General features: G+C 63.4%; 28 protein-coding genes. 7 read left to right on the forward strand and 21 right to left on the reverse strand.

The genetic code is table 11. The annotated features are described in order from the left end of the window. The coding region (locus tag AC0L3D_RS30960; protein WP_473646883.1) for an MATE family efflux transporter at window positions 1-1,470 on the reverse strand (1,470 nt) is incomplete at its 3' end. Window positions 1,471-1,535: 65 nt separating this feature from the next. Between AC0L3D_RS30960 and AC0L3D_RS30965 the strand changes: the two genes are divergently transcribed. The 3 genes from AC0L3D_RS30965 (at window position 1,536) to AC0L3D_RS30975 (ending at window position 3,442) form a co-directional block, all read left to right on the forward strand. Next, window positions 1,536-1,718 (forward strand): hypothetical protein, encoded by a 183-nt coding sequence (locus AC0L3D_RS30965; protein WP_473626805.1) that lies wholly within the window; start codon window positions 1,536-1,538, stop codon window positions 1,716-1,718. A gap of 165 nt (window positions 1,719-1,883) precedes the next feature. Next, window positions 1,884-2,639, forward strand: coding sequence for a DUF1194 domain-containing protein (locus tag AC0L3D_RS30970; protein ID WP_473626803.1), 756 nt, complete (start codon window positions 1,884-1,886; stop codon window positions 2,637-2,639). Window positions 2,640-2,863: 224 nt separating this feature from the next. Further along, a complete protein-coding gene (locus tag AC0L3D_RS30975; RefSeq protein ID WP_473626801.1) occupies window positions 2,864-3,442 on the forward strand; it encodes a histidine phosphatase family protein in 579 nt (192 codons plus the stop codon). A gap of 25 nt (window positions 3,443-3,467) precedes the next feature. Here AC0L3D_RS30975 and AC0L3D_RS30980 read toward each other — a convergent pair whose 3' ends face one another. From AC0L3D_RS30980 to AC0L3D_RS31020, 9 genes are all read right to left on the reverse strand, one after another. Beyond that, window positions 3,468-5,054, reverse strand: a complete 1,587-nt coding sequence (locus AC0L3D_RS30980) for an FGGY-family carbohydrate kinase (RefSeq protein WP_473626799.1) — start codon at window positions 5,052-5,054, stop codon at window positions 3,468-3,470. Continuing rightward, a complete protein-coding gene (locus AC0L3D_RS30985) occupies window positions 5,051-5,734 on the reverse strand; it encodes an HAD-IA family hydrolase (protein WP_473646884.1) in 684 nt (227 codons plus the stop codon). The genes AC0L3D_RS30980 and AC0L3D_RS30985 overlap by 4 nt, the downstream gene beginning before the upstream one ends. Window positions 5,735-5,774: 40 nt before the next feature. Next, a complete protein-coding gene (locus tag AC0L3D_RS30990) occupies window positions 5,775-7,253 on the reverse strand; it encodes a mannitol dehydrogenase family protein (protein WP_473626796.1) in 1,479 nt (492 codons plus the stop codon). A gap of 180 nt (window positions 7,254-7,433) precedes the next feature. Then, window positions 7,434-8,204, reverse strand: a complete 771-nt coding sequence (locus AC0L3D_RS30995; RefSeq protein ID WP_473646886.1) for an L-iditol 2-dehydrogenase — start codon at window positions 8,202-8,204, stop codon at window positions 7,434-7,436. Beyond that, window positions 8,201-9,205 carry an ABC transporter ATP-binding protein gene (locus tag AC0L3D_RS31000; RefSeq protein WP_287059396.1) on the reverse strand — a complete coding sequence of 335 codons (1,005 nt, stop codon included), beginning with the start codon at window positions 9,203-9,205 and terminating at the stop codon, window positions 8,201-8,203. The genes AC0L3D_RS30995 and AC0L3D_RS31000 overlap by 4 nt, the downstream gene beginning before the upstream one ends. A 50-nt stretch (window positions 9,206-9,255) precedes the next feature. Next, window positions 9,256-10,080: a carbohydrate ABC transporter permease gene (locus AC0L3D_RS31005; RefSeq protein ID WP_023801521.1), complete on the reverse strand. Its 825-nt coding sequence runs from the start codon at window positions 10,078-10,080 to the stop codon at window positions 9,256-9,258. A gap of 11 nt (window positions 10,081-10,091) precedes the next feature. Continuing rightward, window positions 10,092-10,964 carry a carbohydrate ABC transporter permease gene (locus tag AC0L3D_RS31010; protein WP_091596287.1) on the reverse strand — a complete coding sequence of 291 codons (873 nt, stop codon included), beginning with the start codon at window positions 10,962-10,964 and terminating at the stop codon, window positions 10,092-10,094. A 121-nt stretch (window positions 10,965-11,085) separates the two neighbouring features. Further along, window positions 11,086-12,396 (reverse strand): ABC transporter substrate-binding protein, encoded by a 1,311-nt coding sequence (locus AC0L3D_RS31015; protein WP_473646887.1) that lies wholly within the window; start codon window positions 12,394-12,396, stop codon window positions 11,086-11,088. Window positions 12,397-12,586: 190 nt separating this feature from the next. Further along, entirely contained in the window at window positions 12,587-13,495 is a 909-nt protein-coding gene (locus tag AC0L3D_RS31020) for a LysR substrate-binding domain-containing protein (RefSeq protein ID WP_473646889.1), read from the reverse strand. A gap of 110 nt (window positions 13,496-13,605) precedes the next feature. Between AC0L3D_RS31020 and AC0L3D_RS31025 the strand changes: the two genes are divergently transcribed. Next, the gene (locus AC0L3D_RS31025; RefSeq protein WP_027152175.1) at window positions 13,606-13,791 is read left to right on the forward strand and encodes a hypothetical protein; all 186 of its coding nucleotides are present in this window, start codon (window positions 13,606-13,608) and stop codon (window positions 13,789-13,791) included. 21 nt (window positions 13,792-13,812) lie between these two features. On the opposite strand, the gene AC0L3D_RS31030 is transcribed toward AC0L3D_RS31025, so the two are convergent. Next, complete coding sequence (locus AC0L3D_RS31030; RefSeq protein WP_287059388.1) at window positions 13,813-14,769, reverse strand: sugar-binding transcriptional regulator; 957 nt, start codon at window positions 14,767-14,769, stop codon at window positions 13,813-13,815. A 236-nt stretch (window positions 14,770-15,005) separates the two neighbouring features. On the opposite strand from AC0L3D_RS31030, the gene AC0L3D_RS31035 reads away from it, so the two are divergent. Then, a complete protein-coding gene (locus AC0L3D_RS31035) occupies window positions 15,006-15,638 on the forward strand; it encodes an HAD family hydrolase (RefSeq protein WP_128174674.1) in 633 nt (210 codons plus the stop codon). Between the two features lie 41 nt (window positions 15,639-15,679). Here AC0L3D_RS31035 and AC0L3D_RS31040 read toward each other — a convergent pair whose 3' ends face one another. The 8 genes from AC0L3D_RS31040 to ureC form a co-directional block, all read right to left on the reverse strand. Next, window positions 15,680-16,447: a class II aldolase and adducin N-terminal domain-containing protein gene (locus AC0L3D_RS31040; RefSeq protein ID WP_473646890.1), complete on the reverse strand. Its 768-nt coding sequence runs from the start codon at window positions 16,445-16,447 to the stop codon at window positions 15,680-15,682. Window positions 16,448-16,532: 85 nt separating this feature from the next. Then, a complete protein-coding gene (gene ureG / locus AC0L3D_RS31045; protein WP_128170112.1) occupies window positions 16,533-17,174 on the reverse strand; it encodes an urease accessory protein UreG in 642 nt (213 codons plus the stop codon). Further along, the gene (locus tag AC0L3D_RS31050; protein ID WP_473646891.1) at window positions 17,171-17,611 is read right to left on the reverse strand and encodes a DUF3995 domain-containing protein; all 441 of its coding nucleotides are present in this window, start codon (window positions 17,609-17,611) and stop codon (window positions 17,171-17,173) included. The genes ureG and AC0L3D_RS31050 overlap by 4 nt, the downstream gene beginning before the upstream one ends. Then, the gene (locus tag AC0L3D_RS31055) at window positions 17,608-18,279 is read right to left on the reverse strand and encodes an urease accessory protein UreF (RefSeq protein ID WP_091596275.1); all 672 of its coding nucleotides are present in this window, start codon (window positions 18,277-18,279) and stop codon (window positions 17,608-17,610) included. Before AC0L3D_RS31055 ends, AC0L3D_RS31050 begins: the two co-directional genes overlap by 4 nt. Further along, on the reverse strand, window positions 18,272-18,841 hold the full coding sequence (gene ureE / locus AC0L3D_RS31060; protein WP_473646893.1) for an urease accessory protein UreE: 570 nt from the start codon (window positions 18,839-18,841) through the stop codon (window positions 18,272-18,274). Before ureE ends, AC0L3D_RS31055 begins: the two co-directional genes overlap by 8 nt. Before the next feature lie 57 nt (window positions 18,842-18,898). Beyond that, window positions 18,899-19,492, reverse strand: coding sequence for a hypothetical protein (locus tag AC0L3D_RS31065; RefSeq protein ID WP_473646894.1), 594 nt, complete (start codon window positions 19,490-19,492; stop codon window positions 18,899-18,901). A 43-nt stretch (window positions 19,493-19,535) separates the two neighbouring features. Then, the gene (locus tag AC0L3D_RS31070; RefSeq protein ID WP_473646896.1) at window positions 19,536-20,024 is read right to left on the reverse strand and encodes a DUF29 domain-containing protein; all 489 of its coding nucleotides are present in this window, start codon (window positions 20,022-20,024) and stop codon (window positions 19,536-19,538) included. 105 nt (window positions 20,025-20,129) lie between these two features. After that, window positions 20,130-21,842, reverse strand: coding sequence for an urease subunit alpha (gene ureC, locus AC0L3D_RS31075; protein WP_473646897.1), 1,713 nt, complete (start codon window positions 21,840-21,842; stop codon window positions 20,130-20,132). A 179-nt stretch (window positions 21,843-22,021) separates the two neighbouring features. Between ureC and AC0L3D_RS31080 the strand changes: the two genes are divergently transcribed. Both AC0L3D_RS31080 and AC0L3D_RS31085 read left to right on the forward strand, forming a co-directional pair. Continuing rightward, complete coding sequence (locus AC0L3D_RS31080; RefSeq protein ID WP_473646898.1) at window positions 22,022-22,405, forward strand: hypothetical protein; 384 nt, start codon at window positions 22,022-22,024, stop codon at window positions 22,403-22,405. Window positions 22,406-22,531: 126 nt separating this feature from the next. Beyond that, entirely contained in the window at window positions 22,532-23,026 is a 495-nt protein-coding gene (locus AC0L3D_RS31085) for a hypothetical protein (protein ID WP_473646900.1), read from the forward strand. 89 nt (window positions 23,027-23,115) lie between these two features. Here the strand turns inward: AC0L3D_RS31085 and AC0L3D_RS31090 are convergent, their stop codons facing one another. Continuing rightward, window positions 23,116-23,421, reverse strand: coding sequence for an urease subunit beta (locus AC0L3D_RS31090; protein WP_077374464.1), 306 nt, complete (start codon window positions 23,419-23,421; stop codon window positions 23,116-23,118). A 120-nt stretch (window positions 23,422-23,541) separates the two neighbouring features. After that, on the reverse strand, window positions 23,542-23,799 hold the full coding sequence (locus AC0L3D_RS31095; protein ID WP_473646901.1) for a DUF1272 domain-containing protein: 258 nt from the start codon (window positions 23,797-23,799) through the stop codon (window positions 23,542-23,544). Between the last annotated feature and the right edge of the window lie 12 nt (window positions 23,800-23,811).

A 23,811-nucleotide genomic window follows, 5' to 3' on the forward strand; every position in this document is an offset into this window, starting at 1 on the left:
AAAAAAAACACAAAAATACCATCCCGTCCCCACCCCCCGCCGTGTTGGGTCACTACGCCCCTCCCCCCACCCCCCCCCCCCGGGGGGGGGCGCCCCCCCCCCCCCCCCCAGCCAGCGCGCCAGGAGCAGCGCCGCCACCACCGCCAGCCCCAACGACAGGCCGATCCAGATGCCGACGCCGTCGAGCCCGGAATGGAAGGCAAGCAGCACGCCGAGCGGCAGGCCGATGCCCCAATAGCCGATCGCGGCATAGATCATCGGCACCTGGGTGTCGTGCAGGCCGCGCAGCATGCCGGCGGCCACGGCCTGGGCGCCATCGAAAATCTGGAACAGCGCGGCAAAGGCCAGGAACGACACGGCAAGCCCGATCACAGTGGCATTGGCCGGGTCGGCGAGATCGATGAAGGCGCTGATCAGCAATTGCGGCCACAGGATCATCACCAGACCCATCAGCGCCATGAACGAGACGCCCATGACAAAAGCGGTCCAGCCGGCGCGGGAAACACCTTCCGGATTGCCGGCGCCATGGGCGAGCCCGACGCGCACCGTCGCCGCCTGGTTGAGGCCAAGCGGCACCATGAAGCTGATCGAAGCGATCTGGATGGCGATGGCATGCGCCGCGAGCGAGGCGGCGTCTATCAGCCCCATGAGGAGGGCCGCCGCGTTGAAGATCGTCACCTCGAAGGCAAGCAGGCCGGCGATCGGCAGGCCGAGCCGGAGCAGGCCCTTGAAGCGCGGCCAGTCGGCCCGCCAAAACCGCCCGAACAGTTGGTAGCGGCGAAACTTCGGCTCAAGCGTCACCACCGCCGCCATGCCGGCGAACATCAGCATGCTGGACAGCGTGGTGGCGAGGCCGGAGCCGGCAATGCCCATCGAAGGAGCGCCGAGATTGCCGAACATGAACACCCAGTTGAAGAACACATTGCAGGCGACGGCACCGAAGACGATGACCAGCGCCCAACCCGGCCGCTCCAGCGCCGAGATGAACGAGCGCAGGACGATATAGCCATAGAACGGCAGCACCGCCCATTCGAGCGAGCGCAGGTAGATGCCGGCCTGATACGCCAGCGCCGGTTCCTGGCCCATGGCCAGCAACACGGCCTCGCCGTACCAGAGAAATATCCAGATCGGGATTGAGATGAGGATTGCCAGCCACAGGCCCTGCCGCACGGTGCGGCGCAGATCGCGCACCGAGTGGCGACGGCGGCCGAGTTCCGTTGCGATCATCGGCGAGGTCGCCAACATCAGGCCGAGCCCGAAGATCAGCGGCATGAAATAGAGGTTGGCGCCGAGCGCGCCGCTGGCCAGCGTGTCCGGACCCAGCCGCCCCATCATCATGACATCGGTGGCGGTCATCGCGGTCTGGCCGAGATTGGTGAGCACCATCGGCCAGGCGAGCGCCAGCGTCGCCTTGATTTCCCGACGCCAAAGATTTTCCGGCGCGCGCGCGCCGGCTTCGATCGCAGACATTATTTCGCCTATCCGATTGCGGCGCGTCGGCAAAAAGGGCCGGAAGCCGCGTCTCAGCGCGGAAAATGGCCGTGATCGGCCCGGATTCCGCATTATCCGCACGGCTTGTCGACGAAATGGGCAGCTATGGCAAGGGGGCTGGCTCAAGGGAAGCGTTGAGCCAGCAAGGCGTACGGCGCTGTGCCCTGTCATTCAAATGGACGATGACGGTGCTTGCCTGGAGAAGCGAGAATGTCGGGTTCATCTAGAATTTCGCGGCTAGTGCATATCGCCCAAAAGCGTGCCCCTGGGCTTGACCCAAAGGTGTGCGGCGGTTTTGGAACAACAGCATGCACAAAAACAAAGACTTCAAGCGCGTCGCATGAATCGGTTCAAACGCGACGCGCCTTAAGCGGGGAACGAGGAAACGCCCTATGTCTCATGCAACGCTGCGGAGCCTCCGCAGCCTCGTTTCCGGCGTTTGCTTGCTTGCCGCCATTGTACCCTTCCCTGGCGCGAAGGCCTGGGCAAACGATGTCGATGCGGCGATCGTCTTTGCGGTCGACAAGTCCGCCTCAATAAACATCGAACATGCGACCCTGCAGCGACAGGGGCATGTCGACGCACTCCGTTCGAAAGAGGTGGCGTACGCCATCGCCGGCGGCCTGGTCGGATGTATTGCCATCACTTACATCCAATGGTCGAGCGTTGGACGCCTCCAGACGGTGCTGCCGTGGACGACAATATGCGACAGTGGGCAAGCTGCAGCTGCGGCCTCAACCATCGACAGGGCGGGCGACACGGGTCAAGGGCGCAGCTCTCGCGGAAGAACGTCTCTTTCCTTCGCGATCGACGTAAGCGGCCAATTGCTCGACGGGTTTCCGGGAACTGCAAGAAAGAACATTATCGATGTCTCCTCGAATGGAACCAACAATGACGGGTTGCCGGTGACGGAAAGCCGCCGGCGAGCGGTTGCCAAGGGTTACATCATCAACGCAATCGCAGTGGAGCGAACCGAGCCTGGCATCACCACCGACCTTCCCGGCTACTTCAGGGAGAATGTCATCGGCGGGGCAGGATCATTCGTCATCGCTCCCGCTTCACCCGCCGACTATTGGGTCGCCATTCGCAGAAAGCTCGTTCTGGAGATCAGCAGCGCTACTCCAAGCAATGATCGCACGACCCGGTAGCAGATCCCTCTGTCTCTTCTCTGGATATCTCTGGATCATCCGCCTCCGCCGGCGCATTTCGAAAAGTTGCGATGATCGTCGCCGACCCTCGTGAGATCCGGTCGCGCCGCTTGCAATACCGTCGGAAGCAGCGACTGTAGAAGTGTAGAAGTCGATGAGGTCTGCTCTTCAGGCGGTTTCTAGCCGGGCAGGCTGTATACCCAGTGTCTCGAAAGGGCATGCGGATGAGCGCGTTTCCCGAAATCCATCTGGTTCGGCATGGCGAGACGGAATGGAGCGCGTCGGGAAAGCACACCGGCCTGACCGACATACCGTTGACGCCAGCCGGCGAGGCGGCCGCCGGGCGGGTCGCCGAGCGGTTGCAGGGGCTTTCGTTCCAGGCTGTCTGGTCGAGCCCGTCTCAGCGCGCCTTCAAGACTTGTACATTGGCCGGCTTCGGTTCGGCCGGCGTGAAGAAGGCCGATCTGGCGGAATGGGATTACGGCGCCTACGAGGGACTGACCACGAAGCAGATCCTCATCGAACGCCCCGGCTGGCGTCTGTTTCGCGATGGCTGCCCTGACGGCGAGGCGGCAGAGGATGTCGGCGCGAGGGCGGATCGGATCGTCAATGAATTGCGCGACGTCAACGGCAATGTCCTGGTGTTCTCAAGCTCGCATTTCCTGCGGGTGCTGACGGCGCGCTGGCTCGGGCTGCCGCCGCAAGATGGCACCTTGTTCGTGCTGGATACCGCCAGCACAAGCGTGCTCGGTTATGAGCACGACCTTGGCGAGCCAATTATCCGGCGATGGAATCAGAGATAGCAGACGCATTGCAGGCCATTCGAGACTACCTGATCGCATCCAGCGCCTGCCGCTGCCGGTGCATCTCCAAAAACACCCGGTAGTCGCGGTCGAACCGGCCGGCGGCCGCCGAGTTGGGTTCTCGCGTCTTGCCGCCTTGCTGCATGGCGACGCAGGCGGCGTTCAAATCGGGAAAAAGCCCGGCGGCAGTGGCGGCGATCATGCCGGTACCGAGCAGCACCGCCTCATCGGCCAGCGGCTCGACCACCGTGCAGCCGGTGGCGTCGGCATAAAGCTCCATCAACAGCGGGTTTTTGGTGTGACCGCCGGTGACATGCAGCGTGTCGATCAGATAGCCGTTCTCGTTCAGCGCTTCCAGCACATGCCGCACGCCCAGCGCAATGCTGACGGCGGTGCGCCAATACAGCTTGCACAGGCTGTCGAAGGAGGAATCCAGCGTCAGGCCGCTGATGACGCCGACGGCATGCGGGTCGGCGAGCGGCGAGCGGTTGCCATGGAAATCCGGCAGCACATGCAGCCTTCCGGCCAGATTTTCGCCCTCTATGGCGCGCAACTCGACAACGCGCCGGGCAATCCTGGCGTGCATGGCGGCGTCCGGCTCGCCGCCTGCGCCGTGCCAGCGGATGATGTGATCGAGCAGCGCGCCGGTGGCCGACTGGCCGCCTTCCGACAGCCAAAGCCGGGGAAGCGCCGCGCCATAATACGGGCCCCAGACCCCGGCAAAGGGCTGCGGGTCGGGCGACATCGCCATGACGCAGCTCGAAGTGCCGGCGATCAGCGCCAGATGCCGGCCGATGTTGGTTTCGTCGCCGGCGAAGCCGCCGAGCACACCGAGCGCGCCGGCATAGGCGTCGATGACGCCGGCGCCGACCCGGCATTGTTCGGTCAGGCCAAGCTCGGCTGCGGCTTGCGCGCTCAGCCCTCCGATATCGGCGCCCACCGGGCTGGCCTTGTCAGGCAGATTGCCATGCTCGAAAAGATCGCCGAGCCCGACGGCTTTGAAGAAGTCGCGCCGCCAGCCGGTCTCTTCATGCGCCAGATAGGTCCATTTGGCGGTCAGCGTGCATTGCGAGCGGGCAAGCGAACCGGTTGCCTTCCAACTGAGAAAGTCGGCGAGGTCGAATAGATAGCCGGCTTCGTTCCATGTTGCGGGCAGGTTGCGCTTCAGCCACATCAGCTTCGGCGTCTCCATTTCCGGCGACATGACGCCGCCGATATAGTCGAGCACGGCGTGGCCGCTTTCGGTGCATTCATCGGCCTCGGCAATGGCGCGGTGATCGAGCCAGACGATGGTGTCCCAGCGCCTTTCGCCTGATACCGAGACGCTGAGTTGGCCACCATCCTTGCCCCGCACCACCAGCGAGCAGGTGGCGTCGAAGGAGATGCCGACGATGTCCTGCGCTGCCACGCCGGCTTTTTCATTGGCCGCGCGCACCGCAATGCAGACCGCCGACCAGATATCCTGCGAATCGTGCTCGGCGTGATCGGCCTTCGGCCGGTTCATGACGATCGGATGCTCGGCGCGGCCGAGCAAGGTGCCTCCGGTGTCGAGAATGCCCGCACGGGCGCTCCCGGTGCCGACATCGACCGCGCAAACGAAACTGTTCGTCAAGATGTTCTTACTCTCGCTCCCAGGCCTGCAATCAGATCGGGCAGTTGCAGCATGTCAGCGAATATAAAGTCCGGTTCACTCGACGCAAGCCGCGCTTTCAGTGCCGGGTTGCCGGCATGCGAGCCGCCGGTGAAGGCGAGGACGCGCATTCCCGCCGCCCGTGCCGCCGCGACGCCGACGGGGCTGTCCTCGACGACGACGCAATTTTGCGGGATCGCTCCCATTTTGGCGGCGGCGTGGAGAAAAAGGTCCGGCGCCGGCTTGCCCCGCGCCACCATGGCGGCGCTGAACAGATGCGGCTCGAGCAGCCCGAGCAGCCCGGTGACGTCGAGCGCATAGCGGATGCGATCCAGCGTGCCGGAGGAAGCAACACAGCATGGCACGGTAAGCTTCGGAAGAACCCGGCCGATGCCGGGGATCGGCTTCAGCTCGTCGCGAAATTTGCGCATCAGCCCGACGCGCATCTCGCTCAGAAGCAGGTCGGTGATATCAAGTCCGAAGTCGCGACCGAGGATTTCGCGAACGCTTTTCATGCTCTTGCCGAGGAAATGCTCATAGGCGGCATCCTCGCTGACACTGCCGCCGGCAAGCGTGATCATGCTAAGCAGCGCCGAAACGGACAGCCCCTCGCTGTCGACCAGCACGCCGTCGCAATCGAAAATGACCAGGTCAGGCGTCATTGCAGGGCCCTCATCGGCGGGGACATGCATTGAGCCGATCTTAGAGGTTGCCGGCGAGGTAGCGCGTCAGCGTCGAACGTGCGCCCTCGGCCCAGAGCGCCTCGAGCGCCTTGGCAAAGGCTTCAACGAACGGCGTCGAGCGGCCGACCTCGCCATAGATGTCCTCCATGGCCAGCCAGGCGGCAGGCGCAGCCTTTGCCGCCCTGGCGGTCGTCTGCAGCCGGTCCCAGCTTGGATCATTGGGCTCGATGACGGCGCCGCTATCGGTCGTGCCGAAGCAGTAGCGGCACCAGAGCGCCGATTCCAGCGCCAGGCCGGCCACGCCCTTGCCGGCCTTCAGCCGGTCGGCGATGGTCGGGATGATGAATTTCGGCTGCCGGTTGGAGCCGTCGAGGCAAAGCCTGCGGATGGTGTCGCCGATCTTCGGATTGGAGAAGCGGTGCTCGATGAGCTGATAATAATCCTCCAGCACGGTGTCCGGCACCGGCGGCACGGTCGGGATGATCTCGTCGTGCTCAAGCCTGTCGAGAAAGCCGCGCACCAGTGGCTCCTGCATCGCCTCGTGGACGAAATGGATGTCCATCAGCCCGGCCGGATAGGCGATGGTCGCATGGCCGCCATTGAGGATGCGGATCTTCATCAGCTCATAGGGCGCGACATCGCTGACGAACTGCACGCCGACCTTTTCCAGCGCCGGGCGGCCGTCGGTGAAATGGTCCTCCAGCACCCATTGCCTGAACGGCTCGCAAAATACCGGCCAATTGTCGTCGAGCCCGAACTCGCTCGACAGAATGCCGCGCTCGCGGTCGGTGGTGGCCGGCGTGATGCGGTCGACCATGCCGTTGGGAAAGGCGACGTTCTCGCTCACCCAGGTCGCCAGTTTCTCGTCGATCAGTCGCGCGAGCCCGATGACGCCGTCGGCGGTGACATGGCCGTTGTGGGGGATGTTGTCGCAGGACATGATCGTGAACGGTACTATGCCGTCGTCGCGGCGGCGCAACAGCCCGGCAAGAATGATGCCGAAGACAGTCTTCGGCATTGCTCCCGGCTGCGCGTCGGCGACGATATCGGGATGGGTCGGATTGAACACGCCCGATGCCGGATCGATGAAGTAGCCGCCCTCGGTGATGGTCAGCGAAACGATCCTTATCGCCGGGTCGGCAAGCCGTTCTAAGATCGCGGCTGCATCGCCCGGCATCAGGAAGTCGATCATGGCGCCGGTGACGCGGGCGCTCATGTGGCCAGAATCCTGCTCGACCACGGTGGTCAGCCAGTCCTGTTCCTGCAACTTGCCGCGGCCAACTTTTTCACCGTCGAAGACGCCGGCGCCGACCAGTGCCCAGTCGTGGCCGACGCCCGCATTGAACAGGTCGTCGAGATAGATGGCCTGGTGCGAGCGATGGAAATTGCCGACGCCGAAATGCACGATGCCGGCCCTGAGCGCGGCGCGATCGTATTTCGGGCCGACGACTTTTTCCGGCAGGCGGGACAGTGCCGCCGATGAGAGTTTTACGGTCATTTTAACAAACGCCTTCTCATTGCGGCGCCTGCGCCTGCCTGACCTTCTCCCCTTATGGGAGAAGGTGGATCGGCGCGCGGCGCCGAGACGGTTGAGGGGTGCTGGACGAAGTGCTGCATCAGAACCCCCCGCCCACCTCGTTTCACTCGGCACCTTCTCCCCCAAGGGGAGAAGGAAAGTTCAACTCATCCACTGGCCGCCATCGACATTGTAGGTCTGGGCGACGATGTATTCGGCGTCGTCGCTGGCCAGGAACACCGCCATGCCGGTGAGGTCTTGCGCCGTGCCCATGCGGCCATAGGGCACGGCCTCGCCGACCAGCCGCTTCTTTTCGCCCTTCGGTCGGTTTTCGTATTTGGCGAACAGGGCATCGACATGGTCCCAGTGCTCGCCGTCGACGACGCCGGGCGCGATGGCGTTGACGTTGATGCGGTGCTTGATCAGGTCGAGGCCGGCCGACTGGGTGAGCGAGATGACGGCTGCCTTGGTGGCGCAATAGACGGCAACCAGCGCCTCGCCGCGGCGGCCGGCCTGGCTCGCCATGTTGATGATCTTGCCACCCCGGCCTGCCGCGATCATCGAGCGGGCGGCTGCCTGCAGCATGAACAGCGTGCCGGCGACATTGACGGAAAACAGCCTGTCATAGCTCGCCTTGCTGATCTCGACGATCGGCGCCAGGTCGAACAAAGCGGCGTTATTGACCAGGATGTCCAGTCCGCCGGCCCCTGTCTCGACTGCTTTCACCGCCGCCTCGATCGAAGCGAGATCGGTGACGTCCAGTTTCACGGCGTAAGCCTTGCCACCGATCTCCGAAGCGGCCTTTTCCGCGGCTTCGAGGTTGATGTCGCCGATGGCGACGGTGGCGCCCTCGCGAACATAGGCTTCGGCGAACGACCTGCCGATGCCGCGCGCCGATCCGGTGATCAGCGCCGATTTTCCCTCGAGCCTCATTGCATCATCGCCTTTCCGTCGGCGCCGAAGCGGTGCAGCTTGGTCTGGTCCGGCGTCAGATAGATCGTGTCGCCGTGATGGGCCGCCAGTTCGCCGTCGGCGCGCACCGTCAGCGGCCCGACACCGTCGGCCTGAACGTGCAGAAACGTGTCGGAGCCGAGATGCTCGGCAACACCGACCGTGGCTTTCCATTCGCCTGAAGTCGTCGAGATGTTCATATGCTCGGGACGGATGCCGACGGTCTTGGCGCCATGTTTGGCCGCCGGCGCGCCTTCGATCAGGTTCATCCTGGGCGAACCGATGAAGCCGGCGACGAACAGGTTCTTCGGCGTCTTGTAGAGCTCCATCGGCGAGCCGACCTGTTCGATGTTGCCGGCGTTGAGCACGACGATCTTGTCGGCCATGGTCATCGCCTCGACCTGGTCGTGGGTGACGTAGATCATCGTCGTCTTGAGCTGATGATGCAGTTCGCTGATCTCCAGCCGCATGGTGCCGCGCAGTGCTGCGTCGAGATTGGACAGAGGTTCGTCGAAGAGGAAAGCTGATGGCTGGCGCACGATGGCGCGGCCGATGGCGACGCGCTGGCGCTGACCGCCGGAGAGCTGGCCGGGGCGGCGATCGAGATAGTTGGTGAGGTTCAGGATGCGTGCCGCGTCCTTGACCTTCCGATCGATGGTCGCCTGGTCCTCGCCCGCCATCTTCAGCGGGAAGGCGATATTCTTGGCCACGGTCATGTGCGGGTAGAGCGCATAGGACTGGAACACCATGGCCAGCTTGCGCTTGGCCGGCGCCTCGCCGGTGACGTCGCGGCCGTCGATGTTGATGGTGCCGGCGGTGGTGTCCTCCAGCCCGGCGATCAGTCGCAGCAGCGTGGACTTGCCGCAGCCCGACGGGCCGACGAAGACGACGAACTCGCCGTTTTCGATGACCAGGTCGATGCCCGGAATAATGATCGTCGACCCGAACGACTTGGAGACGTGCTTGAGCGTGATGTTTCCCATGGTTTCCTCCCCGAGGGGTTATTGTCCGTCGTTCATCGCTTGCGGCGGTGTTACTTCACGGCGCCAAACGTCAGGCCGCGCACCAGCTGCTTCTGGCTGAACCAGCCCATGATCAGGATCGGCGCGATCGCCAGCGTCGAGGCCGCCGAAAGCTTGGCCCAGAACAGCCCTTGCGGGCTTGAGAAGGAACTGATGAAGGCAGTAAGCGGCGCGGCCTCGGTGGTGGTCAGCCGGATCGTCCAGAACGCCTCGTTCCACGCCAGGATGATGTTGAGCAGCATCGTCGAGGCGATGCCCGGCACCGCCATCGGCGTCAGCACATAGACGATCTCGTTCCAGAGCGATGCGCCGTCCATGCGCGCCGCTTCCAGGATCTCGCCGGGGATCTCGCGAAAATAGGTGTAGAGCATCCACACCACGATCGGCAGGTTGATCAGCATCAGCATGATCATCAGGCCGATGCGGCTGTCGAGCAGTCCGGTATCGCGGAAGATCAGGTAGATCGGGAACAGCACGGCGACCGCCGGCATCATCTTGGTGGAAAGCATCCACATCAGGATGTCCTTGGTCCACTTGCCCGGCGAGAACGCCATCGACCAGGCCGCCGGTATGGCGACGAGCAAGGCCAGGATGGTCGAGCCGACCGACAGGAACACCGAGTTGAGGAAGAACTTGAAGTAGCCGCTCTGCGCCTCGACCGCGGTGTAGCTTTCCGTGGTTCCCGACGGAAACAGGTTGAAGCCCTGGATGGCCTCCTGCTCCGACTTGAACGAGGTGATGATCGTATAAAGGATCGGGAAGAAGATCAGCAGGGCGACGATCCAGGCGGCCGCGGTCGCGATCGTCTTGTGCTGGGTGCTGACTGCACGTGCCATCGTTTCCTCCCTTATTTGTCCAGGTTCTTGCCGACCGCGCGCATGGCGAAGAAGGCGACGATGTTGGCTAAAATGACCGCAATGATACCGCCGGCGGATGCCTGGCCGATTTTGAACTCCAGCAACGCCTTCTGGTAGACGAGGAAGGGCAGGTTGGTGGAGGCGTAACCCGGGCCGCCATTGGTGGTGACGAGGATCTCGGCATAGACCGACAGAAGGAAGATCGTCTGGATCAGGATGACGACGGTGATGGCGCGCGACATATGCGGCAGCGTCAGATAGATGAAGCGGCTGACAAAACCGGCGCCGTCCATCTCGGCGGCTTCCTTCTGCTCGCCGTCGAGCGACTGCAGGGAGGTCAACAGGATCAGCGTCGCAAACGGCAGCCATTGCCAGGCGACGATGATGATGATCGCCAGCATCGGGTATTGGCCAAACCAGTCGATCGGCTGCCCGCCGAAGAAGCGCGCAATGTCGGCAAAGACGCCGTATTGCGGATGCATGATCATGTTCTTCCAGACCAGCGCGGCGACCGGCGGCATGACGAAGAACGGCGAGATGACGAGGATGCGGACGATGCCCTGTCCCCACATCGGCTGATCGATCAGCAGCGCCAGCAGGATGCCGCCGATCACCGTGATCAAAAGCACGCTGGCCACGAGAATTAGCGTGTTGAGGATCGACTGCAGGAATGCCGGATTGGAATAGAAAAGCGCGTAATTCGAGAAGCCGACGAAGCCGTCGCGGATCGGGTTGAGCGGATTGTACTGCTGGAAGGAGAACCACAGGGTGAATGCCAGCGGCACGATCATCCAGACGAACAGCAGCACCACGGATGGCGCCATCATGAAGCGGGCAAGCGAACGGGTCTGCTGAGTAGCCATGACGGTCACCCTTCAAAGGTCAGCCAAATTTTTCAGTGTTGTGAAGGTGGCCGCCCGAACTGGGATTCGGGCGGCCCCTGCCGGTTAAGATGGGCAACCGGCGTTCGGCACCGGGAGGAGCCTACTGGATATAACCGCCCTCGGTCATCGTTGCGGTGGCAGCGTCCTGGGCCTGCTTCAAGGCGTCGTCGACGCTGGTCTGGCCGGCGAGTGCCGCCGAGAACAGCTGGCCGACGGTGGTGCCAAGGCCCTGGAACTCGGGGATGGCAACGAACTGGACACCGACATAGGGCACCGGCTTGACGGTCGGATGCGTCGGATCGGCGGCGTTGATCGAGTCCAGCGTCATCTTGGCGAACGGCGCCGCCTTCTGGTACTCGGGGTTGGCGTAGAGCGAGGTGCGCGTTCCCGGCGGAACATTGGCCCAGCCTTCCTTCGATGCGACGAGCTCGAGATAGGCCTTGCTGGTTGCCCAGGATACGAATTTTTGGGCGGCGTCAGCCTTTTGCGTGCCGGCGGGAATGGCCAGCGACCACGCCCACAGCCAGTTGCCGCGCTTGCCCAGGCCATTGTCGGGCGCCAGCGCATAACCGACCTTGTCGGCGACCGTTGAGTTCTTCGGGTCGGAGACGAAGGAGGCAGCGACGGTGGCGTCGATCCACATGCCGCACTTGCCCTGCTGGAACAGCGCCAGGTTTTCGTTGAAGCCGTTCGAAGATGCGCCCTCCGGGCCATTGGCCTTCATCAGGTCGACATAGAACTGCAGCGTGTTCTTCCATTCGGGCTGGTCGAACTGCGGCTTCCAGTTCTCATCGAACCAGCGTGCGCCGAAGGAGTTCGACATGGCGGTCAGGAAGGCCATGTTCTCGCCCCAGCCGGCCTTGCCGCGCAGGCAGATGCCGTTCACGCCATTGGCGCGATCGGTCATCTTCTCGGCGGCCTGCTTGACGAAGTCCCAGGTCGGCGCGTCGGGCATGGTCAGCCCGGCCTTCTCCATCAGGTCCTTGCGGTACATGACGAACGAGCTTTCGCCATAGAACGGTGCTGCATAAAGCGTGCCATCGACCGACAGGCCACCGGCAATGGCCGGGATGATGTCCTTGACGTCATAGTCGTCGCCGAGCTTGTCGAGCGGCAGCAGCCAGCTCTGCTTGGCCCAGATCGGAACTTCGTAAGTGCCGATGGTCATCACGTCGTACTGGCCGCCCTTGGTGGCGATGTCAGTGGTGACGCGCTCGCGCAGCACGTTCTCCTCGAGCGTGACCCACTGGAGCTGGATATCGGGGTTCTTGGCGGTGAAATCGTCGGTCAGCGTCTGCATGCGGACCATATCGCCATTGTTGACGGTGGCGATGGTGATGGATTCGGCATGCGCGGCGAACGCGAGGGTGCTGGCCGACAACAGACCCAGGGTGAGCGTGCGAAGTTTCATCAAAATTCCTCCCATGGACCAAGCTGAGCATTTGCTTTGGCTGTGAGCAATTACTCACCTCGCGCGATTTATGTCAAGCCGGATTCGTTGCTGCAGCGCAGCACGCAGCCTCGTGCGGATCTTGCTCCGGAGGATTCTTGCGCGCGAACAGGCCGGATGTCGGTGCCGGCTTGACCGGGTGGATTATCGACTATTGGCCGGCAATCTCAGCCAGGATCCATTCGCGAAAAGCGCGGATCTTCGGCACGTTGCGCCGCGCCTGGGGATAGACCAGCCAATAGGCGTGGCCGTCGTCGCCGACCAGATCGAAAGGCTGGATCAGGCGGCCATCGGCACGCTCGGCCTTGAAAAGAGCGGCCGTTACGATCGCCACGCCCTGCCCGGCGATCGCGGCGTTGGCCTCATAGGCCTGCGCCCCCATGCTGGAGCCGGGGCGCTTGGCCAGTTCCTCGACCGGCAGGCCGGCGGCGATAAACCAGTCCCGCCACCAGATATCGCCGGGGTCGAGGATCGGCAGGCGCAACAGATCGGCCGGCTCCTTCACCCCGCCGATGCTTGCCGCGAGTTTCGGGCTCAGCATCGGCGTGAAGTCCGCATTGAAAAGCTTGTGCACCTCCACGCCCGGCCAGTTTCCGCCGCCCGAACGGATGGCGATGTCGATGTCCTCGCGGGCGAAATCGACGAGGCGGTTCGATGTATCGAGGCGCACCGCCAGCGCCGGATGCGCGACCTGGAACGAACCGAGATGCTGCGCCAGCCAGTTCGAGGCAAAGGTCAGCAGCGTCGAGACACAAAGTACGCCGTCGGCGCCGCTACGCGCCGCGGCATAGGCTCCACCCAACAAGGCGAACGCCTCGCTGACCGCAGGCGCCAGGCGTTGCCCCGCCTCGGTCAGCACGATCTGCCTTGGCCGGCGCAGGAACAACGGTGCCCCGACGCGCTCTTCCAGAAGCTTGATCTGATAGCTCGCCGCCGCCTGCGTCATGCCGAGCTCGCCGGCGGCCTTGGTAAAGGAAAGAAGACGCGCCACCGCCTCGAACACCCGGATCGCCTGAAGCGGAGGGAGTTGTGAGACCTGCCGTGACTTGAGTTCAGGCATAAGCCCTCCTTATGGGCCGTGATCGACGTTTGATTGGCAGCAAGGGCCGAGCCGGCCGATATTTGAGGTCGACGATCACTCTCGTCTAGAGATAACGAAGGCTGACGATCATGACCATTGTACAGGAAAAGCTATTTCTGACGCCAGGCCAAGGCTGGTTTTTGCGGCTGGCGCGGGGATTGGCGCGGCACGGAGCCAGGAAACGGGCCTATCTCGACATCAGGGAATTGCCGCCGCATCTGCAGCGCGACATGGGTTTTCTCGACGGCAACGATCCTTACGGCCGTCGCAAATAGCCCTGCTTGATTTATCGCAAATCAGCTGGCGGCCAGCAAGGCGGCGGCGGTCCGCTCGTCGGTGATGAGACCGTTGACCAGCCGCCGATTGACAGCCGCAAGTATGCCCGGCAGCTTCCGCTCGCCCATGGCGAGCGCGATCACCAGCGATTTTTCACGCGACGGCAACGAGGCCGACGACACCCTGTCATTGGTGATGCCCTCGATCATCCGGCCTTCGCGATCGAACACCCAGCCGACTATCTCGGCGACGCCGCCGGCCTTTTGCAGCGCTTTCAATTCACTCTCCGAAATGAAGCCGTCCTCGTAAAGCGGCGCCTTGGGGCCGAGATCGCCGATGCCGACGAAGGTGACGTCGGCTTCCGCGGCAAGCGCCAGCGTCGGTTGAATCATCGGCTGGCTGAGCAGCATCTCGCGCTCCTGCGGCGAGGAGGCGATGACCGGCAGCGGCATCGGGAAGGAGCGTGCCTTGACCCTGTCGGCCATGGTGAAGATGACGTTGTAGAAGGCGGCCGAACCGTCGGGCGAGATGTTGCCGGTCAGCGACACCACCTTGTGCTGCGGGCATTCCATCGGCGGCAGTTGCTCGATTGCCGCCTTCAGCGTGCGGCCGGTGCCGATCGCCATGACGATCGGCGTCGGCGAGCGCAGCCGTCTCTCGATCTCGGCGGCCGCCGCCACGGCGACGCCAATAGTCGAGGAGGAAGCGGGATCGCTTGGAACCACCTCGACCAGATCGAGCGCGAAGCGCGATTTCAGCCGGGCCGCGAGGTCGAGGCAATTGGCGATCGGGTGGTCGACACGGACCTTGATCAGCCCTTCCGACACCGCCAGCGACACCAGCCGCTGCGCCGTCTGCCGTGAGATGCCGAGCGTCGAGGCGATCTGGTCCTGCGTGTTGCCGGCGACATAATAGAGCCAGCCGGCGCGCGCCGCGTCGTCCAGCCTGTTGCTGCCGCTGTCCTGCCGGGAATTCAACTTGCTGCCTCCCTGCCCCCGAGCACCGAGCGGGAGCGCATTTAGTTCTACCGGGGAATGCGATTGTAAGCAATTGCCTGTTGCCAGAGCAATTGCCTAGGTAAAGCTCCCGATGTGCCTGCGGTGTTTCGAGTGGGTGGTAATATCCAACCAGATCCCACAATGTTGGTGCAGCCGGCGCGGCGGTTTATCTCCCGAGGCAAACCCTTTAAGGGATTCGGGCAAAGGAGCCTTGCATGACGCCGAAAGCGGTTTTCTGGGACATGGACGGCACGCTGGTCGACAGCGAGCCGTTGCACGAGGCGGCGCTGATAGCGGCGCTGCACAGCGTCGGCATCGCGGCGCCGGCCAACCTGCATGAGCGCGTGCTCGGCATCGCCGCATGGCCGGTCTACGAGATGCTGCGCGACGAGTTCGGCCTCGGCCTGGCCTTCGACGACTGGATCGTGCGCAAATACGACCACTATCTGCCGATGGCCGAGACGCTGAAGCCGCGCCCCGGCGCCATCGAGATTTACAACGAGCTGCGCGCGCTTGGCGTGGCGCAAGCGGTGGTGTCCAATTCCGACCGGCTGGTCGTCGACGCCAATCTGCGCATGGTCGGTCTTTTCTATCCCGGCATGAAGACGATCAGCCGCAACGACGTGCGCGAAGGCAAGCCGCACGCCGAACCGTTTCTGCGCGCCGCATGGCTGGCCGGTGTCGGTCCAGCCGATGCCATGGCCGTCGAGGACAGCGTGACCGGCGCCACGGCAGGGCTGGCGGCGGGGATGAGGACGATCTTCTGGCCGGAAGCGCCCATGGCAGGGCCGCCCGGCGCGATCGTCATCAACAGCGCCGACGAATTGCGGGCTGAACTCGGGCTTTAAGAGGGTCCTTCTCCCCGTATAGTGACGGGGAGAAGGAGGCATCAGTTCCGGTAGACCGGCTCCTGCTCGTCGAGGATCGCCTTCAATTCGGAAAGGTGCCGCTCGGCCTGGCCGGGATAATCTTCCTGCTCCGCTGCTGCCTTCTCGGCGATTTCGTCCGACAGGACCCGTAGCGGACGGCCGGTCCACAGCGCCTTGATGTAGGTCTCGGCGGCGCGTTCGAAATAGAACATGCGGTTGAAGCTGTCGGCGACGGTATCGCCGATGACCAGCACACCATGGTTGCCCATGACCATCACCTTGACCTTCGGATCGGTGAGCAGTTGCGAGCAGCGTTCGCCCTCTTCCTCGAAGGCGAGCCCACCATAATGGCCGTCGACGACGTGGCGGTTGAAGAAGATCGCCGAGTTCTGGTCGATCGGCGGCAGCGTCGAGTCGGCGAGCGAAGCGAGCACCGTGGCGTGGGTCGAGTGCACATGCATGACGCAGCGCGCATGACGCACATTGCGATGGATGGCGCCATGCAGCCCCCACGCCGTCGGGTCGGGCGCATTCGGGCCGGAGAGCGTATCGGGATCGTTGGCGTCGATCAGCAGCAGGTCGCTCGCCTTGATGCGTGAGAAATGCACCTGGTTGGGATTCATCAGGAATTGCGAGCCGTCATCGTTGACGGCCAGCGAGAAATGATTGGCCACCGCTTCATGCATGTTGAGCCGCGCCGTCCAGCGGAAGGCGCAAGCCAGATCGACGCGCTCCTCGTAGAACGGCAGGTTGGTCAGCATTTCCTTCTGCAGGCGGGCGATGCTCATCGAAAACCTCCGTGAAAGAAGCAAGGATGCCGCGCGCCGCAGATGCGCGCAACCGGTTTCGTTTGGTGCAGGCGAGCGCCGTGCCTTACGCCGCCGTGCTTCTGGCGGCGTCGATGCGCAGCCCGCCATTCTCGACGATAAAATCGATCACCTGCTGCAGGCCCTTGCCGCGCGACAGATCGGTAAATCCGAACGGCCGCTTGCCGCGCATGCGGGCGGCGTCGCGCTCCATGACGTCGAGATTGACATTCACATAGGGGGCGAGATCGCTCTTGTTGATGACCAGGAAATCGGACCGGGTGATCGCCGGCCCACCCTTGCGCGGGATTTCTTCGCCCTGGCAGACCGAGATGACATAGAGCGTCAGATCGGCGAGGTCCGGGGAGAAAGTAGCGGCAAGGTTGTCGCCGCCCGATTCGATGAAGACGATGTCGAGATCCGGGAATTTCCTGGTCATCTCGGCGATCGCCTGCAGATTGATCGAGGCATCCTCGCGGATGGCGGTGTGCGGGCAGCCGCCGGTCTCGACGCCGATGATGCGATCCTCGGGCAGCGCCTGAAGCCGGGCCAGCATCATGGCGTCTTCCTTGGTGTAGATGTCGTTGGTGACGACGGCGATCGAAAACTCGTCGCGCAGCGCCTTGCAGAGCTTTTCGGTGAGCGTCGTCTTGCCGGAGCCGACAGGGCCGCCGATGCCGACGCGAAGAGGACCATTGGCTTGTGTCATCCAGGGAACTCCGTAATGGCTAGCACTGCAAAGCCGAGCCCTACAACCAGGCAGAGCGGCGAATAATAGCTGACATCGAGCCGCGCGAAAGGCTGTTCGGGCGCCAGCCGGCGCCACCACGGCGTGAAGCCGGCAATGCCGCGCCCCAGGAAGACCAGCGCGATGAACAGCGCTGTCGCGGCAAGCCCGGCCTTGGGAAAGGGCGTGGCAAACACGCCTTCGAGCGTCAGCGGCCACAGTGTCGCCAGGCCGAGGCAGGCGGCGACGGCGAAGCTGGCGAAGGGCGCCGGCATTTCGTCGACGCCGCGAAAGCCGACCACCGCGCGGGCGCAGGAGGCAGCGTCCCTGCCCGGCCAGATGCCGCCAATGCCCCAATAGACATGCAGCGTGGTGATCAGCAGCAGGACGAAGGAGAGCGCGAAGGCGAGGACGATCATGAGCGGAACAGCCGCGAATATTGCGTTTCGTGCTTCATCGCCATGACATCCGAGACAAACGCGCAGCCGCCGAGATCATTCAGCGTCGAGCCGGCGGCGCGAGCGGCAGTTTCCAAGGCCAGCGGCTCGAAGCCGGCGAGCAGCGCCGTGGCGCCGGTCTGGCCGACGACGCCGAGCCGGATCGCGGCCTGGACGAGGTTGGAAAAGAAGCTGTGCAGGAAGGCCGACAGTGCATCGTGCAGGGCAATGGCGTTGCCACCGGCAGTTGCACCGACGGCGACGCAATAGGCGCACTCGGCCGGCAGACGGTCGAGTACCTGACACGGCCAGGCCGATGCCGCCTTCAGGAAGGCGGCGCCCTGCAGCATGGTCTCGCTGTGGCGCTCGCGCGAGCCGGCCAAGGCCTCCGCGAGGGCTGCGATTTCGGCGAGATCGCCGGCTTGGCGGGCGCGCCGCCAGCTTTCGGCAAACAGCACGGCATCGTTCCAGCCCGAGCCCATCTCGACCAGCGTCTCCAGCCATGCGGCGAGGTCTTTGCTGTCGGCGACCAGGCCGGCATGCACGGCTTGTTCGAGACCATGGCTGTAGGAAAAACCGCCGACCGGGAAGGCAGGCGACAGCCACGCCATCAGCCGCAACAAAGCGACGTTGGAAGGCTGGTCAGTCATGGTCGTGCGAATGGCTGTGGGTATGCGATTCGCCATGGGTATGGGAATGCGCACCGCTGTGCGCATGCGCCTCGGCATGGGCATGACCGTGACTGTGCCCGGAATAGGCGCCGCGCAGCGGCTTGAACGGCTCGGAAACGTCGCTCACCGTCGCGCCCAGGCCTTCCAGCATCGCCTTGATGACATGGTCGCGCAGGATGAGGATGCGTTCCGCTTCGATGGCGGCTGCAAGGTGGCGGTTGCCGATATGCCAGGCAAGCTCGGCCAGATGGACAGGGCCGCTGGCACGGATATCGTAGAGCGGTTCCTCGGCCGCGACGATCTCGATATGACGGCCATCCTCCAGCACCAGGCGGTCGCCATCGTTCAAGGCCACCGGTTCGGGCAGGTCGACCAGCACTCTATCGCTACGGGCCGTTTCTATGGCGCGGCGGCGCAGATGCCGCTCGTCATGGGCCAGCACTGCGCTGTCATATGGCGTGACCGCTCCCGCCTCGGTGGCGCTGAGGACCGCGACGGCACGCGGGAATTTGGTGAAATCGGTGCGGATGTCGAGCTTCATCTAAAAACTGCCTCTCCCAACAAGCGTAGCCTATCGCGTCCGCCGCCCCAATGCTGCTCAAACGATCGTGTCGAAGAGCCGCAGGATGAACGATATCTGGTAGACGAGCGCGGCGGCGACAAAAGCGATGTGAAAGCGACGGTCGCTGGCCAGTATCGCGATGACGCAAAGCGTGACGAACACCGGCGTGCGGAACAAATATTCGACGCCGAAGCGGGCGAAATGCTCCGGCCCCTTGAGCAGCGTATCGATCACGTCGAGCAGATAGGTCGCCGCCAGCAGGCCGAAGAACCAGGCGCGGCGCGAATAGAAAAAATCCTCGTAGCTGGTGTAGTCCAGCATCTGGCCCGGAAACAGCAGCGCGCAGAGCAGGAACAGCGTGACGGCGTAGAAGATGATGAACAGGTATTTTCCGAAGGTCCAGGTCTCGATCTGGAACAGGCCGAACTCCCACCACCAGAAATGCACCAGCATCAGGAGCACTGACACAACCCAGGCCAGATGCACCGAATAGAGCCGGTACTGGCCGGGATGCTGGACGATGCGGGCCAGCCCCGACAGCAGCCGGGTGACGCCAAGCCCGATCACCATGCCCAGAACGATGCGGATGTGCGGGAAGATGTCGTGGGCGTAAGGGAGTTGCTGGTTCATTAGCTACCCCCTTTGGCAAGGAACGCAGTAAAGAAGAAGCCAGCTAATCCCGCAGGAAATCGCCCATCGATAGTGGGTTGCCTGGCCAAATTCGTTCATCGAGCGCCTGCTTGCATGTGAATGGAGGTTCGCCTGGAAAGTGAGATTTCCTGAGACCCGTCTCCCTGACCGCGACAAGCAAAGCGTCTTTATATGCATCGTCGAAAATCTGAGCGGGATATCGGCGAAGACTCGGGCTGTCCTTGATGATGTTTCCGATCCAGATGCGCTGTTCGGAAATTGACGACTGCCAACTATGACTTCGATGGCCGGGTTGGAATTCCCATTTCAGGAGATGTGCAAGCAGCACCTCCATCCGACTGCGAATCTCTCGTTTGTCACGTCTCCCCAAGCTCTCGATCTCCTCGGCAAGATTCTCACGATCGAGGTCGGAGAAACGACCTTCGCGCAACAACGCGCCTTGTTCGGCGCACCACTGGACGTAGTCCGCTTCGTAGGGAGTGAGGGCCCTGAGACGATCAATCCTGTTCATGAGGCCCATCATGCCGCAATTTCGAGACAATCGCAAAACGGCACGTCAGAGCTTGGACAACTGAGCACCGAATTTGACGCCCCGCCAACAGGGCGTTTGTAGGGATCAAAACAAAAAGTACCTCTGCGCCATCGGCAGCACGGTGGCCGGTTCGCAGGTGAGCAATTCGCCGTCGGCGCGCACTTCGTAGGTTTCGGGATCGACCTCGACATGTGGGGTGGCGTCGTTGAGCACCATCGAATGCTTGCCGATGCCGCCGCGGGTGTTCTCGACGGCGACCATCTGCTTGTCGACGCCGAGACTGTCGCGCAGGCCGGCATCGAGCGCCGCCCTGGAAACGAAGGTCACCGACGAATTGGTCATCGCCTTGCCATAGGCGCCGAACATCGGCCGGTAGTGCATCGGCTGCGGTGTCGGGATCGAGGCGTTGGGATCGCCCATCGGGGCGGCGGCGATCATGCCGCCGATCAGCACCATGTCGGGCTTGACGCCGAAGAAAGCCGGGTTCCACAGCACCAGATCGGCGCGCTTGCCGACCGCCACCGAGCCGATCTCGTTGGACAGGCCGTGCGCGATGGCCGGGTTGATCGTGTATTTGGCGATATAGCGGCGGACGCGGAAATTGTCGTTGTCGCCGGTCTCCTGCGGCAGCGAGCCGCGCTGGCGCTTCATCTTGTCGGCGGTCTGCCAGGTGCGGATCGCCACTTCGCCGACGCGGCCCATCGCCTGGCTGTCCGACGAGATGATCGAGAAGGCGCCGATGTCGTGCAAAATGTCTTCGGCGGCGATGGTCTCCTTGCGGATGCGGCTTTCGGCAAAGGCGATGTCTTCGGGGATCGACGGCGACAGATGATGGCAGACCATCAGCATGTCGAGATGCTCGGCCAGCGTGTTGACGGTGTAGGGCCGGGTCGGATTGGTCGAGGACGGGATGACATTGGGCAGGCCGCAAACCTTGATGATGTCGGGCGCATGGCCGCCGCCGGCGCCTTCGGTGTGGAAGGCGTGGATGGTGCGGCCCTCGATCGCCGCCACCGTGTTCTCGACAAAGCCGGATTCGTTGAGCGTGTCGGTGTGGATCATCACCTGCACGTCATAGTTGTCGGCGACCGACAGGCAGCAGTCGATTGCCGCTGGCGTCGTGCCCCAGTCCTCGTGCAACTTTAGCGAGCAGGCGCCGCCCAGCACCATTTCTTCAAGCGCGGCCGGCAACGACGCGTTGCCCTTGCCCGACAGGCCGATGTTCATCGGGAAGGCGTCGAAGGACTGGATCATGCGCGCCAGATGCCACGGCCCCGGCGTGCAGGTCGTCGCCAGCGTGCCATGCGCCGGTCCTGTGCCGCCGCCGAGCATGGTGGTGATGCCTGACATCAGCGCCTCCTCGATCTGCTGCGGGCAGATGAAATGGATATGCGCGTCGAAGCCGCCGGCGGTGAGGATCTTGCCCTCGCCGGCGATGATCTCGGTGCCGGGACCGATGATGATGCTGACGCCGTTTTGCATGTCCGGATTGCCGGCCTTGCCGATCGCGGCGATGCGGCCATCCCTGAGGCCGATATCGGCCTTGAAGATGCCGTCCGAGGCATCGACGACCAGCGCATTGGTGATGACGGTGTCGACCGCGCCCTGGGCGCGGGACACCTGGCTCTGGCCCATGCCGTCGCGGATGACCTTGCCGCCGCCGAATTTCACCTCTTCGCCATGCAGGGTGAAATCCTTCTCGACCTCGATGAACAGCTCGGTATCGGCGAGCCGCACCTTGTCGCCGACGGTCGGGCCGTACATCTGCGCATAGGCGGCGCGGGTGATTCTAGCCATCAGCAATTGCTCCTGAAATACGACCCAAGATACGGCCGGGGCGAAGCCCGGCCCCACATTGTCGCCATCCTATGGTCACGCAATGACCCGCTCGGCGACACCTTCCGATCCCATTTAACGTTTGAGGTGGCAGGGTCACCCCAAAACGACCGTTTGCCAATCGATGGAAAGGAAGTTTTATGCGCAAAACGATATCCCTCGCAGCCGCCGCCACCCTGCTGCTCGCGACCGCTGCCAGCGCCCAGCAACAGCCTGCGCCGCAGCCTTCCGAGCCGCCGGCTTCGCCCGCTCCCGCAGCACCCGGCGCTCAGCCGCAAGCACCGGCGATCCAGACCGTCAACGTCGTCGACATCGAGGAACTGCCCAAGGAAACGCAGACCAAGGTCAACGAAGTGATCGCCAAGCGAGGCGAGGACGGCCTGCAGAAATTGCGCAGCTCGATCGACGCGACCCCACAGGTCAAATCCGCGCTCGAAGCCAAGGGACTCACCTCGGCGCAAGTGATCGCCGCCAGCATGGACGCCAACGGCTCGCTGACCTTGATCACCAAGAAAGCGAGCTGACGATGCGCTGTGGCGGGCCGGCACGAGGCCGGCCTGCCGCATCGGGGAGGGAACCTTCGCAGGGCGGAATACGTTTCGACTTTTTGGCCTAGAAGCGAGCCTCGAAAGAGGCTCTGAGAGCGAGCGATGGCGATCACCACCTTTCCCGACAGCAGATGGCTGCATATGCTGGCCGCAACTGCGTTTCTTGCGGCGAGCGCTCCCCAGGCCGGGCTGAATGCGCAGGGCCTTGAAGGCCCTGAGACCCAGAACAAGATCATCGGCTCGGAGGTTGGCCAGGAAGAGACCAACACGGCTGTCGAGGCAGGCAAAGTCACTACCGCGATCGACCGGACGCGTGAAAACATCGGCGCGGTGCGCAAGACGTCCAAGCTCGACAAGGTCGACATCGTGTTCCTTACCGACGCCGCGCGCACGGAAGGCGGGTTGCCGCCGGCGATCGAAAGCAAAGTCGAGCAGCATCAGGACGACATTGCGGAACTCCGCGATGAGATCGAGGCGAACGCATTGCTGTTCAACGCCATCGACTCTCGACGTGTGCAGACCGAAGACGTTCTCGCCGTGGAATTCGACGATCCTGGCAAGGTCGTCATCTACGCGGCGGCCAAGCCGCCCAGCTGAGCCGAAACTGCTGGACGCTCTGGATCGCACAATGCGACCAGGGGATCGCACAACGCGCCCAGGGGATCGCACAACGCGACCAGGGGATCTCACAACGCGCCCATAATCTTCTGCTGGAACCCATAGACCTCGCGCTTGCCGCCGAGCGGCACCAAGGTGACGTCGCGCTCCTGGCCGGGCTCGAAGCGCATCGCCGTGCCGGCGGCAATGTCGAGGCGCATGCCGCGCGCCTTGTCGCGATCGAATTTCAGCCCCTCATTGGTCTCGAAGAAATGATAGTGGCTGCCGACCTGGATCGGCCGATCGCCGCTGTTGGCCACCTTCATGGTGATTGTCGGCTGGCCCTTGTTGAGCTCGATCTCGCCGCCTGCCGTGATGATTTCGCCCGGGATCATCGCCAGCCTCACAAGACGCCGAAGACGAGGCCGGCGCCGAGCAGCAGGATCGCCGAGAGGGACGTGCGTTTGATCGTTGCGGGGACCATAGATATGCCTTTCGCTGTCAGGATCGTGCCGTCACGCGGCGTTGCGGGCCGGGCCGCAGCCTTCGGCCTTGAGGACGCGCTTTGTTCCGGCGGGATATTTGTTCAGCATCGCTGCCGGGCGGATCGGGCGCGCTGAAAAATTGCCGCCACAATTCGGGCAGACGCCGCCCAGCACGTTTGCCGCGCAATCGGCGCAGAAGGTGCACTCGAAGGTGCAGATCAGCGCATCCGTCGCCTCAGGCGGCAGGTCCTTGTCGCAGCATTCGCAGTTGGGGCGCAGCTCAAGCATTTTTCTCACCTC

This window comes from Mesorhizobium sp. WSM4837 (genome assembly GCF_055811435.1).

Coding starts and splice junctions, on each gene's coding strand:
- AC0L3D_RS31095 (WP_473646901.1), bottom strand. CDS start 23,799: ATGCTTGAGCTGCGCCCCAACTGCGAATGCTGCGACAAGGACCTGCCG.
- AC0L3D_RS31090 (WP_077374464.1), bottom strand. CDS start 23,421: ATGATCCCGGGCGAAATCATCACGGCAGGCGGCGAGATCGAGCTCAAC.
- AC0L3D_RS31040 (WP_473646890.1), bottom strand. CDS start 16,447: ATGAGCATCGCCCGCCTGCAGAAGGAAATGCTGACCAACCTGCCGTTC.
- AC0L3D_RS31050 (WP_473646891.1), bottom strand. CDS start 17,611: ATGATCGTCCTCGCCTTCGCGCTCTCCTTCGTCCTGCTGCTGATCACC.
- ureG (WP_128170112.1), bottom strand. CDS start 17,174: ATGACACAAGCCAATGGTCCTCTTCGCGTCGGCATCGGCGGCCCTGTC.
- AC0L3D_RS31070 (WP_473646896.1), bottom strand. CDS start 20,024: ATGAACAGGATTGATCGTCTCAGGGCCCTCACTCCCTACGAAGCGGAC.
- AC0L3D_RS31025 (WP_027152175.1), top strand. CDS start 13,606: ATGACCATTGTACAGGAAAAGCTATTTCTGACGCCAGGCCAAGGCTGG.
- AC0L3D_RS31015 (WP_473646887.1), bottom strand. CDS start 12,396: ATGAAACTTCGCACGCTCACCCTGGGTCTGTTGTCGGCCAGCACCCTC.
- AC0L3D_RS31005 (WP_023801521.1), bottom strand. CDS start 10,080: ATGGCACGTGCAGTCAGCACCCAGCACAAGACGATCGCGACCGCGGCC.
- AC0L3D_RS30970 (WP_473626803.1), top strand. CDS start 1,884: ATGTCTCATGCAACGCTGCGGAGCCTCCGCAGCCTCGTTTCCGGCGTT.
- ureE (WP_473646893.1), bottom strand. CDS start 18,841: ATGAAGCTCGACATCCGCACCGATTTCACCAAATTCCCGCGTGCCGTC.
- AC0L3D_RS31020 (WP_473646889.1), bottom strand. CDS start 13,495: ATGCCTGAACTCAAGTCACGGCAGGTCTCACAACTCCCTCCGCTTCAG.
- AC0L3D_RS31010 (WP_091596287.1), bottom strand. CDS start 10,964: ATGGCTACTCAGCAGACCCGTTCGCTTGCCCGCTTCATGATGGCGCCA.
- AC0L3D_RS31035 (WP_128174674.1), top strand. CDS start 15,006: ATGACGCCGAAAGCGGTTTTCTGGGACATGGACGGCACGCTGGTCGAC.
- ureC (WP_473646897.1), bottom strand. CDS start 21,842: ATGGCTAGAATCACCCGCGCCGCCTATGCGCAGATGTACGGCCCGACC.
- AC0L3D_RS31080 (WP_473646898.1), top strand. CDS start 22,022: ATGCGCAAAACGATATCCCTCGCAGCCGCCGCCACCCTGCTGCTCGCG.
- AC0L3D_RS30995 (WP_473646886.1), bottom strand. CDS start 8,204: ATGAGGCTCGAGGGAAAATCGGCGCTGATCACCGGATCGGCGCGCGGC.
- AC0L3D_RS30965 (WP_473626805.1), top strand. CDS start 1,536: ATGGCCGTGATCGGCCCGGATTCCGCATTATCCGCACGGCTTGTCGAC.
- AC0L3D_RS31055 (WP_091596275.1), bottom strand. CDS start 18,279: ATGACTGACCAGCCTTCCAACGTCGCTTTGTTGCGGCTGATGGCGTGG.
- AC0L3D_RS31065 (WP_473646894.1), bottom strand. CDS start 19,492: ATGAACCAGCAACTCCCTTACGCCCACGACATCTTCCCGCACATCCGC.
- AC0L3D_RS30985 (WP_473646884.1), bottom strand. CDS start 5,734: ATGACGCCTGACCTGGTCATTTTCGATTGCGACGGCGTGCTGGTCGAC.
- AC0L3D_RS31000 (WP_287059396.1), bottom strand. CDS start 9,205: ATGGGAAACATCACGCTCAAGCACGTCTCCAAGTCGTTCGGGTCGACG.
- AC0L3D_RS31085 (WP_473646900.1), top strand. CDS start 22,532: ATGGCGATCACCACCTTTCCCGACAGCAGATGGCTGCATATGCTGGCC.
- AC0L3D_RS30990 (WP_473626796.1), bottom strand. CDS start 7,253: ATGACCGTAAAACTCTCATCGGCGGCACTGTCCCGCCTGCCGGAAAAA.
- AC0L3D_RS30975 (WP_473626801.1), top strand. CDS start 2,864: ATGAGCGCGTTTCCCGAAATCCATCTGGTTCGGCATGGCGAGACGGAA.